24 protein-coding genes and 2 pseudogenes are annotated in these 25,802 nt (G+C 63.0%); 14 read left to right on the top strand and 12 right to left on the bottom strand.

Going from position 1 to position 25,802, the window contains the following annotated elements; translation table 11 throughout:
• Complete coding sequence (locus tag MIC97_RS12165; RefSeq protein ID WP_239800235.1) at positions 1 to 570, top strand: HutD family protein; 570 nt, start codon at positions 1 to 3, stop codon at positions 568 to 570.
• Between the two features lie 35 nt (positions 571 to 605).
• On the opposite strand, the gene MIC97_RS12160 is transcribed toward MIC97_RS12165, so the two are convergent.
• Positions 606 to 1,061 (bottom strand): helix-turn-helix domain-containing protein, encoded by a 456-nt coding sequence (locus MIC97_RS12160; RefSeq protein WP_239800234.1) that lies wholly within the window; start codon positions 1,059 to 1,061, stop codon positions 606 to 608.
• A 142-nt stretch (positions 1,062 to 1,203) separates the two neighbouring features.
• On the opposite strand from MIC97_RS12160, the gene MIC97_RS12155 reads away from it, so the two are divergent.
• From MIC97_RS12155 to MIC97_RS12145, 3 genes are read left to right on the top strand one after another with little or no spacing between them, the layout of a single operon-like run.
• Positions 1,204 to 2,394, top strand: a complete 1,191-nt coding sequence (locus tag MIC97_RS12155) for an FAD/NAD(P)-binding oxidoreductase (RefSeq protein ID WP_239800233.1) — start codon at positions 1,204 to 1,206, stop codon at positions 2,392 to 2,394.
• A 41-nt stretch (positions 2,395 to 2,435) separates the two neighbouring features.
• Positions 2,436 to 2,861 (top strand): DUF1641 domain-containing protein, encoded by a 426-nt coding sequence (locus MIC97_RS12150; RefSeq protein WP_239800232.1) that lies wholly within the window; start codon positions 2,436 to 2,438, stop codon positions 2,859 to 2,861.
• Positions 2,858 to 3,295, top strand: coding sequence for an iron-sulfur cluster assembly scaffold protein (locus MIC97_RS12145; RefSeq protein WP_239800231.1), 438 nt, complete (start codon positions 2,858 to 2,860; stop codon positions 3,293 to 3,295). The genes MIC97_RS12150 and MIC97_RS12145 overlap by 4 nt, the downstream gene beginning before the upstream one ends.
• Positions 3,296 to 3,372: 77 nt before the next feature.
• Here MIC97_RS12145 and MIC97_RS12140 read toward each other — a convergent pair whose 3' ends face one another.
• On the bottom strand, positions 3,373 to 4,242 hold the full coding sequence (locus MIC97_RS12140; protein WP_239800230.1) for a carbon-nitrogen hydrolase family protein: 870 nt from the start codon (positions 4,240 to 4,242) through the stop codon (positions 3,373 to 3,375).
• A complete protein-coding gene (locus tag MIC97_RS12135) occupies positions 4,242 to 4,829 on the bottom strand; it encodes a GNAT family N-acetyltransferase (protein WP_239800229.1) in 588 nt (195 codons plus the stop codon). The genes MIC97_RS12140 and MIC97_RS12135 overlap by 1 nt, the downstream gene beginning before the upstream one ends.
• Positions 4,830 to 4,927: 98 nt before the next feature.
• Between MIC97_RS12135 and MIC97_RS12130 the strand changes: the two genes are divergently transcribed.
• The 3 genes and pseudogenes from MIC97_RS12130 to MIC97_RS12120 form a co-directional block, all read left to right on the top strand.
• Entirely contained in the window at positions 4,928 to 5,329 is a 402-nt protein-coding gene (locus tag MIC97_RS12130; protein ID WP_239800228.1) for a ketosteroid isomerase-related protein, read from the top strand.
• A gap of 71 nt (positions 5,330 to 5,400) precedes the next feature.
• Positions 5,401 to 6,354 (top strand): annotated as a pseudogene (locus MIC97_RS12125) (IS481 family transposase); the annotation flags it as partial.
• A 46-nt stretch (positions 6,355 to 6,400) separates the two neighbouring features.
• Positions 6,401 to 6,553 (top strand): annotated as a pseudogene (locus MIC97_RS12120) (transposase); the annotation flags it as partial.
• A 99-nt stretch (positions 6,554 to 6,652) separates the two neighbouring features.
• Here the strand turns inward: MIC97_RS12120 and MIC97_RS12115 are convergent.
• The 6 genes from MIC97_RS12115 to MIC97_RS12090 all read right to left on the bottom strand — a co-directional run bounded on the left by MIC97_RS12115 (position 6,653) and on the right by MIC97_RS12090 (position 13,663).
• Positions 6,653 to 7,474 carry an ABC transporter permease subunit gene (locus tag MIC97_RS12115; RefSeq protein ID WP_239800227.1) on the bottom strand — a complete coding sequence of 274 codons (822 nt, stop codon included), beginning with the start codon at positions 7,472 to 7,474 and terminating at the stop codon, positions 6,653 to 6,655.
• A gap of 1 nt (position 7,475) precedes the next feature.
• Positions 7,476 to 8,441 (bottom strand): ABC transporter permease subunit, encoded by a 966-nt coding sequence (locus MIC97_RS12110; RefSeq protein ID WP_239800226.1) that lies wholly within the window; start codon positions 8,439 to 8,441, stop codon positions 7,476 to 7,478.
• A gap of 9 nt (positions 8,442 to 8,450) precedes the next feature.
• The gene (locus MIC97_RS12105) at positions 8,451 to 9,590 is read right to left on the bottom strand and encodes an ABC transporter ATP-binding protein (RefSeq protein WP_239800225.1); all 1,140 of its coding nucleotides are present in this window, start codon (positions 9,588 to 9,590) and stop codon (positions 8,451 to 8,453) included.
• Between the two features lie 233 nt (positions 9,591 to 9,823).
• Positions 9,824 to 10,921: a polyamine ABC transporter substrate-binding protein gene (locus MIC97_RS12100; protein WP_239800224.1), complete on the bottom strand. Its 1,098-nt coding sequence runs from the start codon at positions 10,919 to 10,921 to the stop codon at positions 9,824 to 9,826.
• Positions 10,922 to 11,179: 258 nt separating this feature from the next.
• Entirely contained in the window at positions 11,180 to 12,127 is a 948-nt protein-coding gene (locus MIC97_RS12095; RefSeq protein ID WP_239800223.1) for a DMT family transporter, read from the bottom strand.
• A 105-nt stretch (positions 12,128 to 12,232) separates the two neighbouring features.
• A complete protein-coding gene (locus MIC97_RS12090) occupies positions 12,233 to 13,663 on the bottom strand; it encodes a helix-turn-helix domain-containing protein (protein ID WP_239800222.1) in 1,431 nt (476 codons plus the stop codon).
• A 249-nt stretch (positions 13,664 to 13,912) separates the two neighbouring features.
• Here MIC97_RS12090 and aceA point away from each other — a divergent pair, with 249 nt between their 5' ends.
• The 4 genes from aceA to pyrC all read left to right on the top strand — a co-directional run bounded on the left by aceA (position 13,913) and on the right by pyrC (position 17,400).
• Complete coding sequence (gene aceA / locus MIC97_RS12085) at positions 13,913 to 15,202, top strand: isocitrate lyase (protein ID WP_239800221.1); 1,290 nt, start codon at positions 13,913 to 13,915, stop codon at positions 15,200 to 15,202.
• A 44-nt stretch (positions 15,203 to 15,246) separates the two neighbouring features.
• Positions 15,247 to 15,486 carry a hypothetical protein gene (locus MIC97_RS12080; RefSeq protein ID WP_183826419.1) on the top strand — a complete coding sequence of 80 codons (240 nt, stop codon included), beginning with the start codon at positions 15,247 to 15,249 and terminating at the stop codon, positions 15,484 to 15,486.
• 239 nt (positions 15,487 to 15,725) lie between these two features.
• A complete protein-coding gene (locus MIC97_RS12075; RefSeq protein ID WP_239800220.1) occupies positions 15,726 to 16,172 on the top strand; it encodes a response regulator in 447 nt (148 codons plus the stop codon).
• A gap of 133 nt (positions 16,173 to 16,305) precedes the next feature.
• Positions 16,306 to 17,400: a dihydroorotase gene (pyrC, locus tag MIC97_RS12070; protein WP_239800219.1), complete on the top strand. Its 1,095-nt coding sequence runs from the start codon at positions 16,306 to 16,308 to the stop codon at positions 17,398 to 17,400.
• A 98-nt stretch (positions 17,401 to 17,498) separates the two neighbouring features.
• Here pyrC and MIC97_RS12065 read toward each other — a convergent pair whose 3' ends face one another.
• Both MIC97_RS12065 and MIC97_RS12060 read right to left on the bottom strand, forming a co-directional pair.
• Positions 17,499 to 18,983 (bottom strand): trimethylamine methyltransferase family protein, encoded by a 1,485-nt coding sequence (locus tag MIC97_RS12065; protein ID WP_239800218.1) that lies wholly within the window; start codon positions 18,981 to 18,983, stop codon positions 17,499 to 17,501.
• A gap of 137 nt (positions 18,984 to 19,120) precedes the next feature.
• Positions 19,121 to 20,611 carry a PLP-dependent aminotransferase family protein gene (locus tag MIC97_RS12060; protein ID WP_183826409.1) on the bottom strand — a complete coding sequence of 497 codons (1,491 nt, stop codon included), beginning with the start codon at positions 20,609 to 20,611 and terminating at the stop codon, positions 19,121 to 19,123.
• A 296-nt stretch (positions 20,612 to 20,907) separates the two neighbouring features.
• Here MIC97_RS12060 and pgi point away from each other — a divergent pair, with 296 nt between their 5' ends.
• From pgi to MIC97_RS12045, 3 genes are read left to right on the top strand one after another with little or no spacing between them, the layout of a single operon-like run.
• Positions 20,908 to 22,554, top strand: a complete 1,647-nt coding sequence (gene pgi / locus MIC97_RS12055) for a glucose-6-phosphate isomerase (RefSeq protein WP_275592448.1) — start codon at positions 20,908 to 20,910, stop codon at positions 22,552 to 22,554.
• A 4-nt stretch (positions 22,555 to 22,558) separates the two neighbouring features.
• Positions 22,559 to 23,266, top strand: a complete 708-nt coding sequence (locus MIC97_RS12050; protein WP_239800217.1) for an HAD family hydrolase — start codon at positions 22,559 to 22,561, stop codon at positions 23,264 to 23,266.
• 51 nt (positions 23,267 to 23,317) lie between these two features.
• Positions 23,318 to 24,109: an Asp/Glu racemase gene (locus MIC97_RS12045; RefSeq protein WP_239800216.1), complete on the top strand. Its 792-nt coding sequence runs from the start codon at positions 23,318 to 23,320 to the stop codon at positions 24,107 to 24,109.
• Positions 24,110 to 24,169: 60 nt separating this feature from the next.
• Here the strand turns inward: MIC97_RS12045 and MIC97_RS12040 are convergent, their stop codons facing one another.
• Positions 24,170 to 25,789 (bottom strand): long-chain-fatty-acid--CoA ligase, encoded by a 1,620-nt coding sequence (locus MIC97_RS12040; protein ID WP_239801117.1) that lies wholly within the window; start codon positions 25,787 to 25,789, stop codon positions 24,170 to 24,172.
• Positions 25,790 to 25,802: the final 13 nt, after the last annotated feature.

Raw genomic sequence — 25,802 nt, 5'->3', positions numbered from 1 at the left:
ATGAAGATCGCGCGCCGCGCCGACCATAAGCGCATGGCATGGAAGAACGGGCAGGGCCTCACCGAAGAGGTGGCGGCCTTCCCGGCGGGCAGCGACACCGACAGCTTCGACTGGCGGCTGTCGATCGCCCATGTCGGCGCCGACGGACCCTTTTCGGTGTTCGCCGGCATCGACCGCACCATCGCCCTGCTCGACGGTCCGGGGCTGGCGCTCGATCTGCCTGAGGGGAAAACCGTCGAACTGCGGCCCGACGGTGCGCCCTTCGCCTTCCCGGGCGACTGGACGATTTCGAGCCGCAACACGGGCGGGCCGACCATCGACCTAAACATCATGACACGGCGTGGGCGCTGCACGCATGAGATGCAGCGCCTGACGCTCGAACCGGGCGCGCGTTTCACCACAACCGGCGCGGGCTGGGCGGTTTTCAACACCGCGGCCAGAATCGATGCCGATGGCGAGGAACTGACCATCGAGCGTTTCGATGCAATCGCGCTCGACGCAGGCGAAGGCTTCGTCAATCGCACGGAGACAGCCGCGCAAATCCTGCACATCGTCATCGCGCCGGTCTGACCGATCAGGCCGGCGCTGCGTCTCCGGCCGCCCGGTCAGTGCGTCTGCGCAGCCTCGTCGTCCGTTTCGCCATAGAAGCGCAATGCCGGGTGCGGCCCGGCGTCCACCACATATTTCAGAAACGTCTGCGGCGAGGGCATCCGGTAGAGCAGCCGCACCGCGCGGATCATCTCCTCGAAGGATTTGTCCAGCTTCACGCAGGTGCGCTGCGTGGGGCGCAGATAGGCCGAGCGGCCGTCACGCTGCCTGTAGAGAAATCCCATTTCCTCCAGTTCGCGCACCTTACGGTGTACGGTGGTGAGGGGCAGGTCCAGCACATTGGCGATGGCTGAAATATCGTAGAGCCGGCCCTGATTTTCACCCGCGATCACGGTGCGGATGATCAGGGCATGGAGCGGCCCGCCCCACATGCCCGTCTCGATCGCGTAGAACCGGTTCAGGCATTCGATGATCTGCGTTTGCACAACGGCACGGATGTGTTGATCGTCCACGTCTCGCCTCCTGCATGATACGCTGGAACAGCATGCTTCCAGATTGGAAGCATTGCCGCAACCGGCACTTAATTTCCCATGCTAGCGTGAGGTCATGACATGTTGCCGCCGACATGCAGGCGGCCGCCTGAGGGAGGCTTTCTTGACCAAGCACATACTTGTTGTGGGTGGCGGCATTGGCGGCACGATGACCGCCAACAGCATCGTGGCCAAGCTCTATCCTGAAGTGGCGCGCGACGCCGTGAAAGTCACCCTGCTTTCGGATTCGCCCTGGCACTATTACAAGCCGGCCTTCATGTATGTCGCCTTCGACATGTTCTTCGAGGGCGAACTGCGCCGCAAGCAGCAGTCGCTGCTGCGCCCGGAAATCGATTTCCGCGTCGACAAGGTCACCAGCTTCGACTTCGCCGGCTCCAAGGTGAAGACGCAAAGCGGCAAGACCATCGGCTACGACTACATCGTCGTTTCGACCGGCTGCCTGCCTGCGCCGGAGCGCATTCCCGGCCTGAAGGAAGCCGGCGATTATTTCTATCAGCAGAAGCCCGCGCTTCAGATGGCCGAAAGACTGCGGAAGTTCGAAAAGGGCCGCATCTTCATCACCGTCAATTTCCCGAAAACGCCGAACGTTCCGCATCAGTGCGGCATCGCGCCGGTGGAAACCACGCTGATGCTGGACGAATATCTGCGCCGTAAGGGCGTGCGCGACCAGGTGGAGATCGTCTACACCTATCCGACCGTTTCGCAGCTTCTGCGCAACTGCCTGTTCCTGCAGCAGGAGGTGTGCGAGGTGATGCCGGCGATCTTCGAGAGCAAGGGCATCAAATACCAGCGCGGCTTCACGCTGGCCTCGGTCGACCCCGAACGCAAGGTCGCCACCTCTGAGGAGGGCAAGGAGGAAGGCTTCGACCTGCTCATGTGCACGCCACCGATCCGTGCCGTCGACGCCGTGCTTGAAAGCGGCGTTTCGCAGGCTGCCAACAATGAAGGCTGGCTGCCCACCAACCGCCAGACGCTTCAGCTCGAAGGCTTCCCCAACGCCTATGTGATGGGTGATACGGTCGACCTGCCGATCTCCAAGGCCGGCGGCTCCTGCCACAACCAGTGCCCGATCATCGCCAACAACATCGCCGGCGACCTGCGCCTCGGCCGCACCGTGGATGTTTATGACGGCAAGGTGCAGGCGGTGGCCCAGATGGGTCTCGAGGCCGGGATGCCGCTCTGGTACGACTATGACGAGGACGTGCACCCGACCCCGCCGACGAAAGTGGGCGGGCTGCTGCGCAAGGCCTTCAACCGCGGCATCTACTGGTCCGTCGCGCGCGGCATTATCTGAACATCACGAAAAGACATGCAGCCTCCGGGGAGGACATCACCTTGAACACATCCAGTTCGGACACAGGCGCAACGCTGCCGGAAACCGCTGCCGCACTTTCGCCGCTGCTGGACGAGGCGACGGAACGCGGCCTGAAGGAGCTTCTGGAAAAGGTCGCGCCGCTCATTCAGGGCCGCCGCTTCCACAATGTCGTGGACCTGCTCTCTCTGGCCTCCGACGGCGTCGACATGTTCGACGACGCCATGGTCCAGAAGCTGATGAAGGCCTATGAGGAATCCATCGGCACCGCCTGGGCGCTGGGCAACGCCGCCCGCTATGCGCAGAACCAGGCAGCTACCCTGCCGGTGCCGACGCTGTTCGGCCTCCTGCGCACTGCCGGTAACGAGGACGTGCGCCGCGGCCTGCATTTCGTGCTGCAGTTCCTCGCCGTGCTCGGCCGCCAGATGAACAACGACGTGGAGGAATGACCACGGAGGGCGACCTCGACAGCCTCTATCAGGCGCGGGTGCGGGACTGGGCGCGCAAGGTGCGCAACGATGCCCGCCTCGTGCCAGCCGACCTCACCGTCAGCCGCACCAGCCCGCTGTGCGGCAGCACGCTCGCGCTCGACATACGCCATGACGGACGAACCGTGAACGCGCTGGGCTATAGGGCCCGCGCCTGCACGCTCGGCATGGCCTCGACGGCGGTCATGGTTGCAAAGGCGCCGGGGCGAAGTTTTGCCGAGATCGGAGAAGCGGGCGCACAGCTCGCCGCCCTGCTGACGGGCGAAGATGTGGTCTTTGCCGATCATTGGGCAGAACTCGGCATGTTCACGGCGGCACGGGCATTCCCGACCCGCCACGGCTCGATCATGCTGCCTTTCGACGCGCTTGCGGAAGCTGCCGGCAAGCTGGGCTGAGCTAGGCTGGCCTGAACGGCTGGAGCATTCTGCTTTTTCCGAATTGAAAACCGCTTCGGACCTCCGCCGGAATTGCTTTACACTCCGAACTGTTCCGGCCAGTCGCGATAAAGCGCCACCTGGCCCTCGCGCCGCATGGCGGCGACCTTTTCCAGATCGATCTCGCCGATCAGCCACTGGCTAGTTTGCGTGGCGACGGCGTCGCTTTCGGCAAAAACCCCGCTCGGCGGCATGCCGTAGTCGGCCGGCACATAGAGTGCCGCGCGACCGAAATTCTCGTCCACCGCCGGCGACCATGGCGCGAAGCCGGCGGTCGGCGACACCAGCACGGCCAACTGGTTTTCCAGTGCGCGCGCCTGCGCGCCGATGCGTACGCGATGATAGCCGGCCTCGGTGTCGGTGCAGCTTGGCGCAAGGATCAGGTCCACCCCGTCCTCCGCCAGCGTGCGGGCCAGCATCGGAAACTCATTGTCGTAGCAGATCAGGATGCCAACCCTGCCCAGCGGCGTGTCGAAGCTGCGCAAACCCTCGGTGCCGGCGGCGATGAACCATTGCTCGCGCTCGAAGCGCGTCATGATGATCTTGTCCTGATGGCCGGCAAGCCCCTGCGGCCCGAACAGAAAGGCGCGGTTGCGGTATTTGCCGTCCGGATCGAGAACGGGAGCCGAACCGGGGCAGAACCACACGCCATGGCGGCGGGCGATCGTGCCGCACAGGTCCATCCAGCGCGGAATGAACGGCTGGATCGCGGCGATCGATTTGTGCAGGTCGCCGCGATCCTCTTCCGGTAACAGCCCGGTCAGCGCCATGGCGGCATATTCGGGCAGCAGCAGCAATTGCGCTCCGGCTTCCACCGCTTCACCGGCCAGTTGCTCCAGATGCATGGCGTAGGCATCCCAGCCGTCGAACAGCTCGATGGCATATTGGCAGGAGGCAAACTTCACCATCAGCGCAGTTCCTTCATCCAGAACGACATGGGCTTGGCGCTTTCCTCATGCTCGCCAATGTCGCGCCACGAGAATTCGGTGCGAAGCTGCGGCTGATGCACGTAGCCGCGCTTGCTCCAGAAGCCGTTGAGCGGAACGTAACCGGCAGGGCGCAGCGGATGATCGGCAGGACGCTCCACCGCGCAGAAGCAGCAATGCGCGAACCGGCCAAGGCTGCGGGCATAGGCCTCCCGCTCCTCGAAGAAGCGTACGCCGATGCCCTGTCCGCGATAGGAGGAGAGCAGCACGGATTCAGCGAAATAGAAGATGCGCGAGGGGTCCCAGCCACCCTCGACAAAGGGCTTCCTGAACGCCTCGGTCTCATGATCCATGGGCATTCCGGTCGAGACGCCGACGACGCTCTCTCCGTCGAAGGCCAGCACGAACAGGCTTTCGGGCGAGTTGGCATAGGTGGCGAGATAATTCTGCTCGTAGTCCAGAGACCCTTCATAGAGATAGGGAAAAGCCCGGAACACCTCGATCCGCAACCGCGCCAGATCATCAATATGGGGGCCGATCTCCGGCCCTTGCCGAACCACGATATGCATTGTCGCTTCCAGACCCCTCCCGGACTTCAAAAGCCTGACAAGCTGCTATAGGGCTTGAAACCGGAATTGGCCATTGCGTTTGCGAACAGGGAGAGATCATGAGCGCCAAAGACATCATTTCCGCCTATTACGACGCCTTCAATCGTCAGGACATGGATGCCTTCCTTGGCCTGCTGACGGATGACGTGGCGCATGACATCAATCAGGGCGAACGCCAGACCGGCAAGGACATTTTCCGGGGCTTCATGGACAAGATGAACCGCAGCTACCGCGAGCGGCTCACCGACATCGTCATCATGGAAAGCGCCGACGGCACGCGCGGTGCCGCCGAATTCACCGTCAACGGCGAATATCTGGCGACCGACGAAGGCCTGCCGGAGGCCAAAGGCCAGAAATACGTGCTGCCCGCCGGCGCCTTCTTCGAGATCCGCGACGGCAAGGTCGCGCGCATCTCCAACTACTACAATCTCAACGACTGGATCGCGCAGGTCAGCGCCTGATCCGACCGGATTAGGTGTTTGATCCCATGGTTTAATGGTGCGATCCTTTCTTTGGAATGGAAGGAAGCCCTATGGGACAAATTCATCATGGCAGCGCCACGACTACGCACGCTGTCCGAGCAGCAATACAGCGATCGCAAGCTTCGCTCGCGCAGCTGAGCAGAGAGCTGGGCATCAATCCCAAAACGGTTGCGAAGTGGCGCAAGCGCGCGACGGTCGAGGATATGAAGACCGGGCCATCGGTGCCGCGTTCGACGATCCTGACGGAGGCCGAAGAGGCGGCCGTCGTCGCGTTTCGACGCCATACGTTGCTGCCGCTGGACGACTGCCTTTATGCCTTGCAGCCGTCCATCCCGCACCTGACACGCTCGGCGCTGCATCGGTGCCTTCAGCGCCACGGCATCTCTCGACTGCCCGACGTGGGCGGTGACAAACCGAAACGGTCGAAGTTCAAGCGCTATCCTATCGGCTTCTTCCACATCGATATTGCTGAGGTGCAGACCGCTGAAGGAAAGCTCTACCTATTCGTCGGCATCGACCGCACAAGCAAGTTCGCCGTAACCCAGCTCGTCGACAAAGCCGACAGGAAGACGGCCTGGGAGTTCCTTCAGCACATGCTCGAGGCCGTGCCTTATCAGGTCCACACCGTCCTCACGGACAACGGCATCCAGTTCGCAGAACAGCCTCGGAACCGGAACACCATCACCTCCCGTCCGATGCGCTTCGACATGATCTGCGAGGCAAACGGGATCGAGCACAGGCTGACCAAACCCAATCACCCTTGGACCAATGGCCAGGTCGAGCGGATGAACCGCACGATCAAGGAGGCCACCGTCAAACGCTTCCATTACGACAGCCACGACCAGCTACGAACGCACCTCGCCGACTTCATGGCGGCCTATAACTTTGCGCGCAGGCTCAAGACCCTCGGCGGCCTCACTCCCTATGAATACATCTGTAAAATCTGGACTTCAGAGCCAGATCGATTCATCCTAAACCCGATCCACCAGATGCCGGGACTGAACACCCGTCATCCCGCCCAATCCCACGCGCAAGAACCCACACGCCTACGACCGCGATGCCTATCGCGGCCGAAACCTCATCGAGCGCATGTTCTGTCGGCTCAAAGACTTCCGCAGAATCGCCACACGCTACGACAAACGCGCAGACATCTCCATGTCCGCCGTCTGCCTCGCCGCCGCAATCACTTGGTGGACAAATTGAGTCTCGACCCTAAAGCAGCGCCCCGCTGAAAAAGCGGGGACAGGCATAAAAAACGGGCGCCGGGAAAAACCATCGGCGTCCGTTTCGTTTCAGGTCCGCTCAGTCGAGCCGCATGGCCGCCTGCTCGTCACGCCGGCGCTGCACCTCGCGGCGCTTGTTGACGATCGAGGCGGCGATGACGCCGACCGAGACGATGGCGATCAGGATGGTGCACGCCGCGTTGATCTCCGGCGTCACGCCAAGCCGCACCTGGCTGTAGATTTTCATCGGCAGCGTCGTAGCACCCGGCCCGGAGGCGAAGCTGGCGATGACCAGATCGTCGAGGGACAGGGTGAAGGCCAGCATCCAGCCCGAGATGATGGCGGGTGCGATCACCGGCAGGGTGATCTGGAAAAAGGTTTTCACCGGCGGCGCGCCCAGATCCATCGCCGCCTCTTCCAGCGAGCGATCGAACGAGATCAGCCGCGACTGCACCACCACGGCCACGAAGCACATGGAAAAGGTGATGTGGGCGAGCGTGACGGTGAGAAAACCGCGATCGAGGCCGATGGCCACGAACAGGAGCAGCAGCGACAGGCCGGTGATGACTTCCGGCATGACCAGTGGCGCGAACACCATGCCGGTGAACAGCACCCTGCCCCGGAAGCGCGTGTAGCGGGTCAGCACCAGTGCCGCCATGGTGCCGAGCACGGTGGCGGCGGAGGCCGAGACCAGCGCCACGCGGATCGTCACCCACGCGGCATCCATCAGGCCCTGATTGCGGAACAGCGACACATACCATTGCGTCGAGAACCCGCCCCAGACCGTGACGAGGCGCGAGGCGTTGAAGGAGAAGACGACGAGAAGCACGATCGGCAGATAGAGAAAGGCAAAGCCCAGCACGATCGAGACGATGTTGAAGCGGCTCCAGGTGGCGTTCATGTCAGCGATCCTGTTCCTGGGCGCGGGCCTGCGCGTGCTGGAAGAGGACGATCGGGATGACCAGCACCAGAAGCAGGATGATGGCCACCGCCGAGGCCACCGGCCAGTCGCGGTTGGCGAAGAACTCGTTCCACAGCGTGCGGCCGATCATCAGCGTCTGCGAGCCGCCGAGCAGGTCGGGGATGACAAACTCGCCGACGGCCGGGATGAACACCAGCAGGCAGCCGGCGATGACGCCCGGCAGCGACAGCGGGAAGGTGATCTTCCAGAAGGCGCTGATCGGCGGGCAGCCAAGGTCCTGCGCCGCCTCGATCAGCGAGTTGTCCATCTTCTCCAGCGACGAATAGAGCGGCAGCACCATGAAGGGCAGGTAGGAATAGACGATGCCGATATAGATCGCCGTATAGGTGTTCATGATCACCAGCGGCGTGGAAATGACGCCGATGCTCATCAGGAACTGGTTGAGCAGCCCTTCCGGCTTGAGAATGCCGATCCAGGCGTAGACGCGGATCAGGAACGAGGTCCAGAACGGCAGGATGACCAGCATCAGCAGCGTGGGGCGGAGCGATGCCGGCGCGCGCGCCATGCCATAAGCGATCGGATAGCCGACCAGCAGCGTCAGCAGCGTGGACACGCCGGCAATCATCACGCTGGAAATATAGGCGTTGAAGTAGAGCGGGTCTTCCGTCAGCCAGACATAATTGTCGAAGCTGAGTTCCTTCAAAGCGGCCCACAGGCCCGCAATCCCCTCGCTGAAATCGATGGACGGCGCATAGGGCGGCATCGAAATGGCGCTCTGGGACAGCGAGATCTTGAAGACGATGACGAAGGGAACGAGGAAGAAGAACAGCAGCCAAGCATAAGGCACGATGATCACGAGCCGGCTGCTAATGCCGGATGCGAGGCGGTTCAGAAAGGGTTTTTGCGCAGCGGCGGCAACGGGGGCGGAAGCGGCAAGGTTCGACATGACCGCCCCCTAGCTCGTCAGCACCACGCCGGCATCAGGCCGGAAGGAGATCCAGGCGCGGTCGCTCCAGGTGAGCGGATCGTCCATGATGCGCGCCGCATTGAGAATGGAAGCCCGCACGATCTGGCCGTCATCGAGCTTCACATAGTAGGTCGTCATGTCGCCAAGATAGGCGATGTCATAGACTTCCCCTTCCAGAACGTTCACCGCATTTTCCGGCCGGCGCGACGAAATCCTGATCTTTTCCGGGCGGATGGCGAAGGCGACGTCATTGCCCTTCGCAGCATCGCCCACATTCTCGACCGTTATCTGCGCGCCGGTCCCGCCAATGATGCGCACGCTGTTGTCGGCGCGCTCGGCGACATTGCCCTCGAACAGGTTGACGTTGCCGACGAAGCCGGCGACGAAGCGCGAATTGGGTGCCTCGTAGATCTCGGCCGGCGTCGCCACCTGCATCACCTCGCCCTTGTCCATGATGGCGATGCGGTCGGCCATGGTCATGGCCTCTTCCTGATCGTGGGTAACGACCACGAAGGTCAGGCCAAGCTCCTGCTGCAGGTCCATCAGCTCGAACTGGGTTTCCTCGCGCAGCTTCTTGTCGAGCGCGCCGAGCGGCTCGTCGAGCAGCAGCACTTTCGGGCGCTTGGCGACCGAGCGGGCAAGCGCCACGCGCTGCCGCTGGCCGCCGGAAAGCTGGTGCGGCTTGCGGCTGGCGAAGCGCTCCAGCTTGACCAGCTTCAGCATCTCGGCCACGCGCCTGTCGATGTCGGCCTTCGGCATGCCTTCCTGCTTCAGGCCGAAGGCAATGTTCTTTTCCACGCTCATATGCGGGAACAGCGCATAGGACTGGAACATCATGTTGACTGGCCGCCGGTAGGGCGGGATGCCGCGGAGATCCTGTCCGTCGAGCAGAATTTTCCCGGAAGTGGGTTCCTCGAAGCCAGCCAGCATGCGCAGAAGCGTGGACTTGCCGCAGCCGGAAGCACCCAGCAGGGCGAAGAACTCGCGCTCATAGATGGACAGCGACAGGTTGTTGACGGCGGTGAAGTCGCCGAAGCGCTTGGTGACGTTCTCGAACCTGATATAGGGCTTCGCCTGCGGATCGCTCCACGGCGCGAAATCCCGGCGAATGCTGCCCAGTGACTTCATGCTTGCCTCTCCCCCGCCGCGCGGCAGACCATTTTCCCGAAAGCGTGTCGCGATCTTTCAGATTCGCTCATTACGCTTTCAGTTGTTGTTTTGACGCATGTCGTTGTCCCAAAACCGGTTCCCACTTCCGGGCGACATGCTTGAGTGGCCGTCCGGACGCTTCTCGTTCCTGTTCCGGCACCGCCCTGCAACTGAACGGAAGAAAGCCCCGGCGCGAACCGGGGCTTCCTCAATTACTGACCCGTCACCACCTTGGTCCATGTGCGGGTGAAAAGGCGCTGCGTCCTGGAATCGAGTGGCGTGTTGACGAACAGCTTGGCCATCACATCATCCGGCGGATAGACGGCGGGGTCATCATGCACGCCCTCATCGAGGAATTCCTGCGAGGCCTTGTTGCCATTGGCGTAGTACACATAGTTCGATGACTTCGCGATGACCTCCGGCTTCATCATGTAGTTGAGGAAAGCGTGGGCCTCTTCCGGATGCGGTGCATCGGCCGGGATCGCCATCTGGTCGAACCACATCTGCGTGCCTTCCTTTGGAATCACGTAGTTCAGCTCGACGCCATTATCGGCTTCCTCCGCACGATCACGCGCCTGAAACACGTCACCCGACCAGCCGACCGCGATGCAGATGTCGCCATTGGCGAGGCCGTTGATGAATTCGGAGGAATGGAACTTGCGCACGAAGGGGCGAACCTTGAGCAAGGCTTCCTCGGCCTTCGCGATGTCGTCCGGCTCGTGGCTGTCGGGATTGAGGCCGAGATAGGCCAGCGTGACCGGGATCATGTCCGTGGGAGAATCGAGGAAGTTGATGCCGCAGTCCTTCAACTTGGCGGCCTGCTCGGGATCGAACACCGTTTTCCAGCTGTCGATCTCGTCGGTGCCCAGCACCTCCTTGATCTTGGCCACATTGTAGCCGATGCCGATCGTGCCCCACATGTAGTTGATCGAATATTCGTTGCCGGGGTCGAACACCACCGTGCGCTCGCTCACCATGTCCCACATGTTCGACAGATTGGGCAGCTTCGACTTGTCGAGCTTCTGATAGACGCCGGCTTCGATCTGCCGCGCGAGGAAACTGCTGGTCGGCACGACGACATCATAGCCGCTGCCACCGGCCAGAAGCTTGGTTTCCAGAATTTCGTTGGAATCATAGACATCGTAGACGACCTTGATGCCTGTGTCCTTGGTGAAATCGTCAATGATCGAGGAATCGATGTAGTCGGACCAGTTGTAGACATTGACGACACGCTCCTGCGCCGCAGCCGCGAAGGCGAAGCCTGTCGCAAGCATTGTGGTCGCCAGAAGCACGGCTGATTTGCGCTGCATTAAGATACTCCCTTCCCAAGTATTCCCCTGCCGGCCCGCGCTCAGGCGGTTCAGCCGGACATGTATTTCAATCTATTGAGCTTTCTCAGGATCAACAAGCGACATTCGGCGTGCGCACGATGACGTTTGTGCGAAGTTTGCCGGTTCTGCGGAAAAACCCGTTCTGGCAAGATCGGCCTGTCTCATTGTTGCCTTTGGCCCAGCCTGCCTGTGGCACGGAGGCTTTGTCAATGGTCCTGTGCTGACGCTGGGGCAGGCTCAGTTGGGGGCCGGCAGACCGCTGACGCCCGGCCGGGGCGGCTGGGAATGACGCCGGAATTCGCGCGCGATATGCATGAGCAGCGCGGCGAACACGATGGCCCCACCGATCAGCGTGCGCCCCGACGGCACTTCCGCATGGGCCAGCCAGACCCAGACCGGACCCAGTATGGTCTCGAAGGTGCCGAGCAATGCGGCCATGGCGGCAGGAATCAGGCGCGCCCCGGTGGCGAAGCAGGCAAGGCCGAGGCCAAGGTTGATGACGCCAAAGGCGAACAGGAAGGCCATGTCGTGCGCCGACACGGCAAGCGAAGAGGCCTGCGTGAGCGCGATGAGGGCGGCGAAGACGGTTCCGAGGCAGGTCGCGGGCGTCATGCGCACATTGGAGAAACGACGGGTGATGACGGTGGCGGTGGCGAGCGCGCAGGTGATGGCCAGTGCCAGCCCGTCGCCGATCGGCGAGACCGATCCGCCCAGCGTTTCCGACACCATCACGCCGACCCCGACGATGACGAAGAAGATCGCGACCCATGTACTGCCGGACACGGCCTCACGCAGGGCGATCCACGCAAACAGCGCCGCGATCAGCGGAACGCCGGCCTGTATCAGCAGGATGTTGGCCACGGTGGTGTAGGAAAGAGCCACCACGAAGCAGATCGATGCCGTGGCAAAGCAGGCGGCCACGGCGAGCCCCGGCAGCCCCATGTCGCGGAACATCCGCACGGTGCCGCGCCAGCCATCGCGCCAGAGCATGTAGGCGATGAGGAAGGCCGTCGCCCACAGCGATCGCCAGAAGATCACCGCCCACGGATCGGCAGCATCGATATAGCGGGCAATCGCGCCGCCAAGGCTCCACAACAGGGCCGACAGGAAGACCAGTGCGGCGCCATATCGTGAGGTACGCGCCGGCGCTCCAGCAACGGCATCGGACGATGCAACCTCAGCCATGCTACCCTCCCAAGCGCCGCGCTGTAGTCGGGAGCACACCTAACGCACAAAGCCGTGCCGAAGAAGGTCCAGACTGCACCGAACCATTGGCCTCAGGACCAGTTCCTACTGGAAATCGAAGGCGCTGAGACCCGTCACCATCTCGTCGAGACCGAGCGGGCGCGTTACTGGCGGCGCTGCACGCGACAGGCAGCCCGGCCGCTCGCACAGCCGGCACGCCGGGCCAACCTGTGTGATTGCGCCCGAACCTGACATCGTACCCGACAGTGCCGCGCCGTAAACGACCTCGTCCTTGTAGGCGATGTCGCAGGCAAGCAGCAGCGCGGTGCGGCGCGGCCGCTCGTTGAAGGCGCCCTGCGGCCCTTCCAGCGTGCGGGCCATGGTGAGGAATTCCGCCCCGTCCGGCATTTCCACCGCTTCCACGAAAATCTGCCCCGGCTGGGTGAAGGCGGCATGTACGGCGAGCTTGGGACAGCCACCGCCGAAGCGGCTGTGCGGAAAGCCGGCGCTGCCCGCCTTGCGGAAGGGGTGGCCGGCATTGTCCACCTCCAGCATGAAGAAGGGCACGCCGGCGCTGCCCTGCCGCTGAAGCATGGTGAGCCGGTTGGCGGCCTGCTCGAACGAGACGGAAAAGCGCGAGCGCAGGACATCGACGTCGTAGCGGGCGCGCTGGGCGGCGGCGAGGAAGGCCTGATAGGGCATCATCAGCGCGTGGGCGGCGTAGCGGCCAAGCTCGAAGCGGGCCAGCCGCCGCGCCTCGTCGCTCGACAGCTTCAGCGCGGCGATCTCGGCCGCGATGGCCACCGACATGCGCATCAGGCAGGCTTCCATCGCCAGTTCACGCAGCTGATCGAAAGGCGACAGCCGCTCCGACAGGAACAGGCGCTGCGAATGCCGGTCATAGCGGCGGCGCCAGTTGGGCATGGTCGCCACCGGCAGCACGCGCACGGTGATGCCATATTCACGCTTCAGCCAGGCCTTCAGCGCACCATGGAGATCGTCGCCCGGCTCCAGCACACGAATGAATGCTTCGGCCTCCTCCTCCAGCGCGGGATAATGGTTCGGCCGCCGCTCGAACACCTCGTGCACCTCGTCCATCGGCAGGCGCGCGCCGGAAAGCGCGGTGCCCCGCCCTTCGCGCGCCAGCAGCTCGTTGAGGTCCGACAGACGTTCGGCCTGCTCGCGATAGGCGCGGTAGAGCTTGATCATCGCCGCCGCCGCATTGGGCGCGGCCTCCGCCACCTCGACCAGCTCCTGCTCGCCCGGCAGTTCGCCCGAAAGCAGCGGATCGGCGAACATTTCCCGCAGGGCCGCGATCGACCCGCCGGCCTGCGCCTGCAACTCATCCGGCTCGACCTTGTAGACGGACGCCAGCCGCAGGATGAGCTGCACGGTGAGCGGTCGCTGGTTGCGCTCGATCAGGTTGAGATAGGAGGGCGAGATGCCCAGCCCCTCGGCCATCGCCGTCTGGGTCAGCCCCTTGGCGTTGCGGATGCGACGGATGCGGGGTCCTGCAAAGATCTTCTGTTCAGCCATGGGACAGCATTTTACACGATTTTACAAAACCTGTCGGGAATTTCCCATTTATTGGGTTTTACAATTTTGACAAATTTACAACCGCAATCTGTCAAACGCAACACAGATTTTCCTTTATTTTCAGCCGAGAATCCCGGTTTTTCTCGCCTTTACCGCAGCGCAATGTAAATCAAGTCGCAGAGGCAGACGCCAATCCGGATGGCAAGGCGAATGCCGGAGACTTTCACAACCGAACTGCTGGAGCTGTAAATGACCGATTTTTACAACCTCGTCCCGTCCGCGCCGGAAGGCCGTTTCGAAGGCATCGAGCGTCCCTACACCCCGGAAGACGTGAAGCGGCTGCGCGGCTCGGTGCAGATCAAGCACACGCTGGCCGAGAACGGCGCCAACCGCCTGTGGAAGCTCATCCATGAGGAAGACTTCGTCAACGCGCTGGGCGCGCTGTCGGGCAATCAGGCCATGCAGATGGTCCGCGCCGGCCTGAAGGCCATCTATCTGTCGGGCTGGCAGGTCGCTGCCGATGCCAACACGGCATCCGCCATGTATCCCGACCAGTCGCTCTACCCGGCCAACGCCGCACCCGAGCTTGCCAAGCGCATCAACCGCACGCTGCAGCGTGCGGATCAGATCGAGACGGCTGAAGGCAAGGGTCTTTCTGTCGACACCTGGTTCGCGCCGATCGTTGCCGACGCCGAGGCCGGCTTCGGTGGTCCGCTCAACGCCTTCGAGATCATGAAGGCCTTCATCGAGGCAGGCGCCGCAGGCGTTCACTTCGAGGACCAGCTCGCTTCTGAAAAGAAGTGCGGCCATCTGGGCGGCAAGGTCCTGATCCCGACGGCGGCTCACATCCGCAACCTCAACGCCGCGCGCCTCGCCGCCGACGTGATGGGCGTTCCGACGCTGATCGTCGCCCGCACCGACGCCGAAGCCGCCAAGCTGCTCACCTCCGACATCGACGAGCGCGACCAGCCCTTCGTCGACCATGATGCCGGCCGCACCGCCGAAGGCTTCTATCAGGTGAAGAACGGCATCGAGCCATGCATCGCCCGTGCCATCGCCTATGCGCCGCATTGCGATCTGATCTGGATGGAGACCGGCAAGCCGGATCTGGAACAGGCCCGCAGGTTCGCCGAGGCCGTGCACAAGGCGCACCCGGGCAAGCTGCTCGCCTATAACTGCTCGCCGTCCTTCAACTGGAAGAAGAACCTGGACGACGCCACCATCGCCAAATTCCAGCGTGAACTGGGCGCCATGGGCTACAAATTCCAGTTCATCACGCTGGCCGGCTTCCATCAGCTCAACTACGGCATGTTCGAGCTGGCCCGCGGCTACAAGGATCGCCAGATGGCGGCCTATTCCGAGCTGCAGGAAGCCGAATTCGCGGCGGAAGCCAACGGCTACACCGCGACCAAGCACCAGCGCGAGGTCGGCACCGGCTACTTCGACGCCGTGTCGCTCGCCATCACCGGCGGTCAGTCTTCGACCACCGCCATGGGCGAATCCACCGAAACCGAACAGTTCCGCCCGGCTGCGGAATAACAGACCCGGCGGCCAGAAAGCCGTCATTCCCAGGGAGAACCAAAATGGCACCGATCACCCGAGTCAAGGAAAGGGCCGAGGAACAGTCTTCGGCCATGAACACCGACCAGCAGTCCGCGATCCGCATGCTGGCCAATGACCTGCATCGCCTTAACCAGTCCGTGATGAAGGCCGTCGAAGCCGGCGTGTCGGTCGAACTGGTCCGCTCGGCCCGCCATCACAGCGGCGAAGGCAACTGGGGCGACCTGCTCATCCCGGTGATCGTCACCCAGGCTCACAACTGAGCCGCACGCAATCCGCCACCCCGCATGCCTCGTAAGCCGGGGTGGTGGACGAACCGTGGGGACACGGTTCATCCGGGCTCCCTGCCCTGAAGTCGCCTCCGCAGCCGCTGCGGAGGCGATTTTCCTTTTTGCGGCGGTGGCACACGGAGTGCCACTTTCTATTAACTTGACAGGTGGGATGAGGTCACCCAAAAGGAGGATAGTTTCAACCCTGCATTGAGCAGACGGTGTAGGTCGACTTGTCCTCGTACTTCGATCACAACGGCAACACTGGCCTCGGACGCGGCAAGTTTGCGAACGATGGCGGCCCCGCCGATCTGTCCCGAGTCATGGTCGTCGGCAGATCGCGCATCACCCAGATCGTGGTCGCAAAGATCGTCGAGGGGCTGGGGCTGAAGCCGGTCATGGAATCCCCCGAGACTGCCGTGCGCGCACTTCGGTCTCTGTTGCCGGGCATCATCGTGCTCGACGGCGGGTCCGAAAACAGCGACTGTGATGCGCTGATACCTGTGATCGCCGCGCTGAGGCGCGCCACTGGCGGCCTGCGGCCCGCGCTTGTGCTTTTGTCAACGCGTCTTGGCGCCACCACCGACGCACTTACGCTGTCCGGTTTCTTCGACGCCGTGGTGGCCAAGCCGATCACGCCGGAACAGTTGCAGCCGGTGCTGAGTCAGTTGCTGAGCTGAGGGCGCCCTTACGGCCGTAATTTTTCGTCGCAGGCCCCCAAGCCGACTGCCTTTTTCAGCCGCCCCATGTATATCGCTCTGTCAGGGACGAGTGCGCGCATCTGCGCGTCATCACAGGTGAGAAGGAGTACCCATGTCCATTGACGCGCTTTTTGACGCCAGCGCCGATCAGAAGGCCGGGACCGTGCCCACGCTCACCATCCCCCGCCCGGACGACTGGCATGTTCACCTGCGCGACGGCGCCATGCTGACGGCGGTTCTGCCCTATACGGCGGCCCAGTTCGCGCGCGGCATCATCATGCCCAATCTGGTTCCGCCGGTTGTAACTGTGGCCGATGCGCTCGCCTATCGTGAACGCATTCTGGCGGCGCGTCCCGAAGGCTCCGCTTTCGAGCCGCTGATGACCTGCTATCTCACCGACCGCACCGATCCCGACGAAATCGAGCGCGGCTTTGCCGAACGCGTGTGGATCGCGGCCAAGCTTTATCCAGCGGGCGCCACCACCAATTCCAGCCACGGCGTTTCTGATCTTGCCGGGCTTTCACCGGTGCTGGAGCGGATGGAGAACATCGGCATGCCGGTTCTGATCCACGGCGAATCCACAGATCCGGACGTCGACATCTTCGACCGCGAAGAAGTGTTCATGGAAGGCACGCTCCTGCCGATGCTGAAGCGGCATCAGGGGCTGAAGGTGGTTGTCGAGCACGCCACCACCTCCGGAACGGTCGACATTGTGCGCGCCCATGCGCCGCGCGTGGCCGCCACGATCACGCCGCACCATCTCGTCATCAACCGCACCTCGATCTTTCAGGGGGGCCTTCGCCCGCATCTCTACTGCCTGCCGGTCGCCAAGCGCGAGAGCCATCGCCTCGCGCTTCGCAAGGCGATCACCTCCGGTGAAAGCTGCTTCATGATCGGCACCGACAGCGCCCCGCATATGCGCTCAGCCAAGCAGGCAGAATGCTGCTCGGCCGGCGTGTTCGGGGGCGTCACCGCCCTGCAGACCTATGTGCAGGTCTTCGACGAGGAAGGCGCGCTCGACCGCTTCGAGGCCTTCGCATCGCTCAATGGCGCACGCTTCCATGGGCTGGAGCCGAACAAGGGCACGGTAACGCTGGTCAGGAAACCCAGTGTCGCGGTCGCCGCCGTACCGATCGAAGACGAGGACATCGTGGTGTTTCGCGGCGGCGAAACCCTGCCGTGGTCGATCGGCGAGGTGACCGGCTGAGACAGGATCGCTCATCATCTCCACGTCGCCGTTTCGCTGGGATGATTGCCTGTTGCAACCATTTTCCAGCTTGCGGGCCTGTCCGTCCATAACAGGCCCTACCCGCCCATCGCCCCACGCGGCAGGCGAATAAGGTCGCCGAAGCGGGACCGCAGGCGGTCTTCCATCCCACGCGTGATATGGCGGGGAAAGCGCTCCGCCAGCAGGCGCTTCTTTTCGGCCACGGCATGGGTGACGATATCGCCGAGGCCGTTCTGGTCGCGCTCGCGAAACTGCCAGCGCTCCCGGCCGGGCACGGTCGTGGAGTCGTCCTGCCCCCTGCCGCTGCCCAGATAATGGCCGGGGCCACCAAGGCAGGTCCGCGCGATCAGGGATGCCGACAATTGCTCGTCGCCAGCCGCCATTCCCGCACAGCTTTGCAGGCAATGGCCCAGCATGTCGTTGTCGATGATCAGGCTTTCCAGACAAAAGCCGAGCAGCGAGCCATGCATGCCCGCCGCCTCATAGACCAGATGCGCACCGCTCAATGCGGCAAGCATGTCGGTGATGCCTTTCTCATAGCCCGACTGGCTGTCCGGCAATCCGGCATCGGTCATGCCGGCTGCCGTCGACGAAGGCAGATCGTAAAAGCGTGCCATCTGGGCGCAGGCAGCCCCGAGCAGCGCCTGCTGCGGCGACCCGCCGGCCATGGCCCCGGTGCGCGGATCGGAGGCAAAGGGCCAGGCCGCGAAGATCGCCGGATGGCCGGGCTTCAGCGCATTGACATAGACAAGGCCGGCCAGCACCTCGGCCACGGTCTGCACCACGGCTCCGGCCAGATCGGCAGGGGCGGTGATACCGGCCTGCCCCACGGACAACACCAGGATCGGCAGGCCGCCGCGCACGCATTCCTCCATCACGCCGCAGGCATCCTCGGCAAACTTCATCGGGGAAACGACGAAGCAGCTTGAGCTGGAAACGAAGGGCCGGGCGCGGAACTTGTCCTCGCCGCCGGCGATCATGTGCAGCATCTCAAGTGCCGGCTTCACGTTCTCGCGGACGGTGAAGGAGGTGCCGACATGCTTGGTGGTGCCGGTGACAGAGGCATAAAGCGTGTTGAAATCCAGCTCCAGCGGATCGGCGATATCGCGGGCGACCATGGGGCGCTGGAAGAAATGAATGTTGTCCAGCCCTTCGACAAGCCGGGCCGCGTCGTAAATGTCCTGCAGGCGCGTTTCGCGCCAGATGCGCTGCGCGGCATCGACCAGATTGACGGCGACGCCGGCCGTGCCGAAATGGACATGGCTTCCGTCAAGATGCAGGTCGTGGCGAGGATCCTGCCCATGAAGCGTGATGTTGCGGGCAGCGCGGCTGATCGTATCGCGCACAAGATTGCGCGGGAAGCGGATCCGCCCGTCCTCCCCCAGTACGGCACCGGCACCCGTCAGCGCCTCGATGCAGGAGGGGATGGCATCGGCAAAACCCACCGTTTCCAGAACGGTGAGCACAGCCTCATGGACGCGCCCGATGTCGCCTTCGCTCAGCGGCAGATAGCAGGAGCCCGCCGCCCCGGCAGCCGGCGGTTCCGGCAGGGCCTGTTTCATCACCGCATCTCCCGCTTGCAAGACCGCATCCGGGAAACATTATGCGCGCCCGATGCAGGCCAGCGATGAGCCATGGGTGTCCGGCTTCTGTGCCAAAGCATTGGCTCAATCAAGGAAGGCGATGGCAAAGCAATGGCTCAGGCAGCGGCCGGCCGGCGACCGGCTGCTGTGGCCAGTTCGCGAATGCCCGGCTCGATATGCTGCAGGGCGATTGACGAAATACCCAGCCGCACGAAGCGTGATGGCTGCTCATCGAAACCGAAATAGCGGTTGCCGGGTTCGATGATAACGCTGCGGCTGGCCGCGGCAGCGGCGAGGTCGAAGGCGTTGACACCTTGCGGTGCCTCCAGCCACAGTGACGTTCCGGCACCCGGATGCTTTGAGCGCCACTCCGGCAGGAAGGCGGCAACGGCCTGCCGCAGGCGCTTGCGGCGCTCTTCGAATGCGGTGGAAAGCCGCCGCACCAGCGCTTCATGATGGCCGAGGGACAGGAACAGCGCCACGGCGCGCTGATTGTTGGCCGGCGGGTGGCGCAGCATGAAGCGGCGCAGCGCCCGAAGCTCGGCGATCAGCCCCGCCGAAGCGACGATGTAACCAAGCCGCAGGCCGGGTGCCAGCGTCTTCGACATCGACCCGACATAGATGACGCGCCCCGAGCGGTCGCTGCTCTTGAGCGCCTGCTGCGGCGCATCGTCCATCAGCTGGCTGTCATAGCCATCCTCGATGATGATCTGGTTGTAGCGGTCGGCACGGTCGAGCAGGTCCTGACGGCGCGCCTCGGAAAGCGGCACCATGGTCGGACAGTGATGGCTCGGCGTGGCGAACACGAAACCGGCATCCGTCGGAATGCGGTCGGTGACGATGCCCGACTGGTCGACCGGCACCGGCACGGTCTCGGCGCCGGAAAGCTGGAAGATGGAGCGCGCATCGGGATAGCCGGGGTCCTCCATCGCCACTTTCGAGCCCTTGCCCATCAAAAGCGTGGCCAGCATGTAGAGCGCGTTCTGCGCGCCCAGCGTGACGATGATCTCGTCGGGATTGGCGAAGATGCCCCGGCGCGGCAACAGGCGCGCCTGGATCTGCTCGATCAGCAGCGGGTCGTCGCGGTCGACCATGTCCGAGGCCCAGTTGCGGATTTCCAGCACCGCCAGCGCCATGCGGTTGCATTCGCGCCATTCGGCGGTCGGAAACAGGCCCGGATCGAACTGCCCATAGACGAAGGGGTAGGAGGACTTGATCCAGTTCTCGTGCTTGTTCGGCGGCGGCATGTCGGATGCCGCAATGCGCCGGCGCGCCTTCCAGTCGATCTCATTCGACTGTTCCGGCGCCTTCTGCGGCTTGGCCGGCGTCGCCAGCACATCGGGGTTGACGAAATGGCCGCGCCGTTCGCGCGCGATCAGGAAGCCCTGATCGACGAGCTGCTGGAAGGCCAGCACCACGGTGCCGCGCGCGACGCCAAGCTTTTCCGCCAGAATGCGGCAGGACGGCAACGGCATGGAAGCGGCGATCTGCCGGTCAAGGATGGCGGCGACGATGGCCTGCCTGATCTGCGCCTGAAGGGTTTGCCCCGATTCCGCGGATATACGGAAAAGGCCCGACCAGATGGCCGTGTCGTTTCGCTGGGACATGATCACCTCCCCGGTGGACAGTCTTTTCTGGCTGCGTGGACCAGAGGAGTGTCGCTTGGCACAAGCAATTAAGCCAATCAATAATTCTGATCCTATAGATTTATGCCAGTGATCGATCAGGTCGACTTCACGGGTAATCCACTGATTGAATCGATTTAAATATGGTGGGATAAGAAATGCGGCGACATGCCGGGGTGGAACCGGGCAAGAGGGTGTTTCCCATGGCGGGGGAACGCTCTACATTCCCCGCGAACCGATCCGGGTGGCCGCCCACCTTGTCGCATCCACATACGGAGATGTCCGTGGACCGTTCCGCCTTAAGCCAGATTCTCGACGATCTTCGCGCGCAGCGCTTGTCCATATCCATGGATATGCGTGCTGCCTTTCAGGCCGATCCGCAGCGCTTCGACCGCTTCTCGGCCAGACAGGGCGACATGCTGCTCGACTGGTCGAAATGTGCGGTCGACGACGCCACCATGGCATTGCTCGGCAAACTGGCCAAAGCCTGCGGGATGGAAGCGCGGCGCGACGCTATGTTTGACGGCGCGCATATCAATGTCACGGAAGATCGCGCCGTTCTGCACACAGCGTTGCGCGATCCGGGCGCATCTGGACCGGCGATAGATGGACATGCGATCGGCCAGGACGTCGCCTCGGTTCTGAACGCGATGAGCACCTTCGCTGAAGCCATCCGCAGCGGCAAGGCACGCGGCGCGACCGGCAAGGCCATCACCGACATCGTCAATATCGGCATCGGCGGCTCCGATCTCGGCCCCGTCATGGTCACGCTGGCGCTGGCGCCTTATCATGACGGCCCGCGCGCCCACTATGTCTCCAATATCGACGGCGCCCATATCCACGACACGCTTGCCGGGCTCGACCCGGAAACGACGCTGATCATCGTCGCATCCAAGACCTTCACCACGGTGGAGACGATGACCAATGCACAGACGGCGAAGCGCTGGATCGCACAGGCGCTGGGCGAGAAAGCCGTGGCGCATCATTTCGCCGCCGTCTCGACGGCGCTCGATCTTGTCGCCGCCTTCGGCATCGGAGCGGACCGGGTGTTCGGTTTCTGGGACTGGGTCGGCGGGCGCTATTCCGTGTGGGGTGCGATCGGCCTGCCGGTGATGATCGCCATCGGCCCGCAGCGTTTTCGCGACATGCTGGCCGGCGCGCATGAGATGGATGAACATTTCCGTACCACCCCCCTTTCCGAAAACCTGCCCGCGCTGCTCGGCCTCGTCGGCTGGTGGCACCGCGTGGTGTGCGGCTACCCGGCCCGCGCCGTCATCCCCTACGACCAGCGCCTGTCGCGCCTGCCTGCCTATCTCCAGCAGCTCGACATGGAATCGAACGGCAAGAGCACATCGCTCGACGGCATGCCGGTCACCACGCCGACCGGGCCGCTGGTGTGGGGCGAGCCTGGCACCAATGGCCAGCACGCCTTCTTCCAGCTGCTGCATCAGGGCACCGACATCATTCCGGTGGAGTTCCTCGTTGCCGCCAACGGGCATGAGCCGGAATTGCAGCACCACCACGACCTTTTGCTGGCCAATTGCCTGGCCCAGTCCGAAGCGCTGATGAAAGGCCGCACGCTGGAAGAAGCGCGCGCGCAAATGCTTGCCGGCGGCATGGATCCGGCCAGGGTGGAAAGGCTGGCGCCCCACCGCGTCTTCTCCGGCAACCGCCCCTCGATCACCATCCTCTACAGGCTGCTCGATCCGGCAACGCTCGGACGGCTGATTGCGCTTTACGAACATCGCGTCTTTATCGAAGGGGTGCTTTACAACATCAACTCCTTCGACCAATGGGGGGTCGAACTCGGCAAGGAGCTGGCAACACGGTTGCTGCCTGTCGTTGAGGGCAAGGAAAGCGCCGCAGACAGGGATGCCTCGACGGCCGGTCTGGTGAAACAGATTTTCGACCTGAAAGAGGGGTAGAGACTTGGCCGCCATCAAGGGAATCCTGTTCGACAAGGACGGCACGCTTGTCGACTTCCATGCAACATGGTCGGCGGTAGCCGAACTGATGGCGATGGAGGCATCCGGCGGCGACAGGGACAAGGCGGACACGCTGCTCGTGGCTGCCGGCCTCGACCCGCAGACACATGCCTTCAGGGCGGATTCCGTATTCGCGGCCGGCACCAATCTCGACATAATCGAGCTGTGGTTCCCAGAACTGTCGCGGCGCGAGCAGCTCGACACGGTCGAGCACTTCAACCGGATGACCACTGACAAGGGCGCCGCCATGGCGGTCGCCCTTCCCGGCATCATCGGTGCGCTGGGCGATCTGCATGCGCAATCCTACCGGCTGGGCGTCGCGACCAATGATTCCACGATGGGCTGCGAGAAGACGCTGTCGGCGCTCGGCATCGCGCAACTGTTCGAGGCCGCCTATGGCTACGATGCGGTCGCCAATGCCAAGCCGGCGCCCGATACCGTGGTCGCCTTCTGCGACCTGACCGGCCTGAAACCTTCCGAACTGGCCATGGTTGGCGACAACCGCCACGATCTCGACATGGCGCGCGCCGGCGGCTGCGGACTGGCCATCGGCGTTCTTTCCGGCACCGGCACGCGCGAATCGCTTTCCCCTCTGGCCGATGTGATGCTGGATTCGGTCGCCGACCTACCGGCCTATCTGGCGTCGGTCTGAGCAATTTCGCGAAGCCGGCCCCCGGGATATCACCATGAGGGGAGAACGCGCATGAGCCTGCATCGACCGGTCGCTGTCTTCGACGCGGGCATCGGCAGCTATGCCATCGTGGCGGAAATCCACAAGGCATTCCCGAAGCAGGATATTCTCTACTTCGCCGACCGCGCCAGCTTCCCCTATGGCGGCAAGGAACGGGAACAGCTGCTGGCCATCATGCGCCGGACCATCTCTTTCCTCGGCCGGTATGAACCTGCCGCCATCGTCATCGCCTCCAACGCCCCCTCGATCATGGTGCTGGACGAATTGCAGCGCGACCCCGGCCCGAAGCTGTTCGGGGTGCATCCGCCGCTCGGTGCCGCACTTTCGCAGACGCGGAGCGGACGGGTTGGCATAATGGGCGTGAAATCGCTGATCGAAAGCCCGATGCTGGTGCGCTTCGTGGCGACGCACGCGACCAATCCGGATCAGGTCGCGCTCATCAACGCCTCGCCCATGGTCGAGCTGGTCGAGAACGGTTCCTTCCTGTTCGATCCGGCAGGCACCCAGCGTCTTGTCAGCACCTTCATGGAAGAAGTCCGCGACCGGCACCCCGATACAGACGTGCTGACGCTGTCGAGCACGCATCTGCCATGGCTGGCCTCATTCTTCGCTGCCGCGTGTCCCGACTGCGCGTTCATCGATCCTGCGCAGGATATTGTGGCGGCGCTTACGCCCGAACAGGGTGGCAGCGGGCGCATCATGGGGCTCGTGACCGAAAGCGAGCATTATGGCATCGCCGCCTTCAAAGCCATGCTCGACAGGCTGGGCATCGACATTCCGCTTCAGGCCGTGACCGTCACCTGAAAATGCAAAAGCCCGCAGGACGCGGGCTTTTGTGACTTTTATCGGTGCCGGGAAGGCAGATCAGGAATCGCGCAGTTCGCGCCTCAGAATCTTGCCAACCGGAGTCTTCGGCAGCTCATCGCGGAACTCGATGTATTTCGGACGCTTGTAGCCGGTGAGGTTTTCCCGGCAATAGGCGATCAGCGTCTCGGCAGTGAGGTCGGGGTCACGCCGCACCACGAACAGCTTCGGCACCTCGCCCGACTTCTCATCCGGCACGCCGACGGCAGCCACCTCCAGAACGCCCGGATGGTTGGCGACCACCTCTTCCAGCTCGTTGGGATAGACGTTGAAGCCGGACACGAGGATCATGTCCTTCTTGCGGTCGACGATCTTGGTGAAGCCCTCGGCATTCATGAACCCCATGTCGCCGGTCTTGAAGAAGCCGTCCGGCGTCATGGCCTTCTCGGTTTCCTCCGGCCGGTTCCAGTAGCCGGCCATCACCTGCGGACCGCGGATGCAGATCTCACCCACCTCGCCCAGCGCCACATCGTTGCCGTCGTCGTCGCGGATCGCCACCTCGGTCGACGGAATGGGCAGACCGATGGTGCCGGTGAACTCGGACGACGAGCATTTGTTGGTGGTGGCGACAGGAGAGGTCTCGGAAAGCCCGTACCCCTCGGTGATGTGATTTCCGGTCAGCGCCTTCCAGCGATCGGCAACCCCCTGCTGCACGGCCATGCCGCCGCCGATCGACAGCACCAGTGAGCTGAAATCCAGCTTGCGGAATTCTTCATTGTTGAGAAGCGCATTGAACAGCGTGTTCAGGCCGGGGAAAATGTTGAACTGGCGGCCGCGCAGCTCCTTCACGAATGCGGGAATGTCACGCGGATTGGGAATCAGCACATTGAGGGCGCCCTGCTCCATGCCCATCAGCGCATTCACCGTCAGCGCGAAAATGTGATAGAGTGGCAGCGCGCAGACAAAGACCAGATTTTCCGGCTTCGGCTTGACCGTGTAAGCGTCCTCAACCCAGATCGCCAGCTGCGCCACATTCGACAGCACGTTGCGGTGCAGCAGGGTGGCGCCCTTGGAAACGCCTGTCGTCCCGCCCGTATATTGCAGGAAGGCGATGTCGTCCTGCCCGACCTCGACCGGCCTCAGCTTCCTGCCCGCACCCGCTTTCAGCGCGGCGTTGAACCGGACATGGCCCGGGATCGACCAGTCGGGGACCATCTTCTTGACACGTCGCACGACCAGATTGACCAGCACGCCCTTCAGGCCGAGCAGATCTCCCATGGCGGCGATGATCACATGCTTCACCTTGGTCTTGCCGATGGCCGTCTGAAGGGTGGTTGCGAAGTTCTCCAGAATGACAATGGCTTCGGCGCCGGAATCGTTGAGCTGATGCTCCAGCTCGCGCGCAGTATAGAGCGGATTGACGTTGACGACGACGTAACCTGCCCTCAGCACCGCCATCATGGCGATGGGATATTGCAGGACATTGGGCATCATCAGCGCAACGCGGGCTCCCTTTTCAAGGCCGACCGACTGAAGATAGGCGGCAAAATTCGCCGAAAGCGTTTCCAGCTCGGCGAAGGAAATCGTCTTGCCCATGCTGGCGAAAGCAGGCTTGGCGGCAAAGCGATTGCAGGAATCGACGAGCAGCGCACCGATCGAAGATGACGTCAGCGGGCCAATTTCTGCCGGAACG

Origin of the sequence: Aquamicrobium sp. NLF2-7 (genome assembly GCF_022359935.1) — a bacterium.
GTDB classification, from domain to species: Bacteria; Pseudomonadota; Alphaproteobacteria; order Rhizobiales; family Rhizobiaceae; genus Mesorhizobium; species Mesorhizobium lusatiense.
This window is presented reverse-complemented; position numbering and strand designations above follow the sequence as displayed.

What these genes read in the sequence shown, in the direction of transcription:
- MIC97_RS12130 (WP_239800228.1), top strand. Translation starts at nt 4,928, where the DNA reads ATGAGCGCCAAAGACATCATTTCCGCCTATTACGACGCCTTCAATCGT.
- MIC97_RS12110 (WP_239800226.1), bottom strand. Translation starts at nt 8,441, where the DNA reads ATGTCGAACCTTGCCGCTTCCGCCCCCGTTGCCGCCGCTGCGCAAAAA.
- MIC97_RS12100 (WP_239800224.1), bottom strand. Translation starts at nt 10,921, where the DNA reads ATGCAGCGCAAATCAGCCGTGCTTCTGGCGACCACAATGCTTGCGACA.
- MIC97_RS12145 (WP_239800231.1), top strand. Translation starts at nt 2,858, where the DNA reads ATGACCACGGAGGGCGACCTCGACAGCCTCTATCAGGCGCGGGTGCGG.
- pgi (WP_275592448.1), top strand. Translation starts at nt 20,908, where the DNA reads ATGTCCGTGGACCGTTCCGCCTTAAGCCAGATTCTCGACGATCTTCGC.
- pyrC (WP_239800219.1), top strand. Translation starts at nt 16,306, where the DNA reads ATGTCCATTGACGCGCTTTTTGACGCCAGCGCCGATCAGAAGGCCGGG.
- MIC97_RS12060 (WP_183826409.1), bottom strand. Translation starts at nt 20,611, where the DNA reads ATGTCCCAGCGAAACGACACGGCCATCTGGTCGGGCCTTTTCCGTATA.
- MIC97_RS12105 (WP_239800225.1), bottom strand. Translation starts at nt 9,590, where the DNA reads ATGAAGTCACTGGGCAGCATTCGCCGGGATTTCGCGCCGTGGAGCGAT.
- MIC97_RS12045 (WP_239800216.1), top strand. Translation starts at nt 23,318, where the DNA reads ATGAGCCTGCATCGACCGGTCGCTGTCTTCGACGCGGGCATCGGCAGC.
- MIC97_RS12090 (WP_239800222.1), bottom strand. Translation starts at nt 13,663, where the DNA reads ATGGCTGAACAGAAGATCTTTGCAGGACCCCGCATCCGTCGCATCCGC.
- MIC97_RS12080 (WP_183826419.1), top strand. Translation starts at nt 15,247, where the DNA reads ATGGCACCGATCACCCGAGTCAAGGAAAGGGCCGAGGAACAGTCTTCG.
- aceA (WP_239800221.1), top strand. Translation starts at nt 13,913, where the DNA reads ATGACCGATTTTTACAACCTCGTCCCGTCCGCGCCGGAAGGCCGTTTC.
- MIC97_RS12135 (WP_239800229.1), bottom strand. Translation starts at nt 4,829, where the DNA reads ATGCATATCGTGGTTCGGCAAGGGCCGGAGATCGGCCCCCATATTGAT.
- MIC97_RS12065 (WP_239800218.1), bottom strand. Translation starts at nt 18,983, where the DNA reads ATGAAACAGGCCCTGCCGGAACCGCCGGCTGCCGGGGCGGCGGGCTCC.
- MIC97_RS12140 (WP_239800230.1), bottom strand. Translation starts at nt 4,242, where the DNA reads ATGGTGAAGTTTGCCTCCTGCCAATATGCCATCGAGCTGTTCGACGGC.
- MIC97_RS12165 (WP_239800235.1), top strand. Translation starts at nt 1, where the DNA reads ATGAAGATCGCGCGCCGCGCCGACCATAAGCGCATGGCATGGAAGAAC.
- MIC97_RS12095 (WP_239800223.1), bottom strand. Translation starts at nt 12,127, where the DNA reads ATGGCTGAGGTTGCATCGTCCGATGCCGTTGCTGGAGCGCCGGCGCGT.
- MIC97_RS12115 (WP_239800227.1), bottom strand. Translation starts at nt 7,474, where the DNA reads ATGAACGCCACCTGGAGCCGCTTCAACATCGTCTCGATCGTGCTGGGC.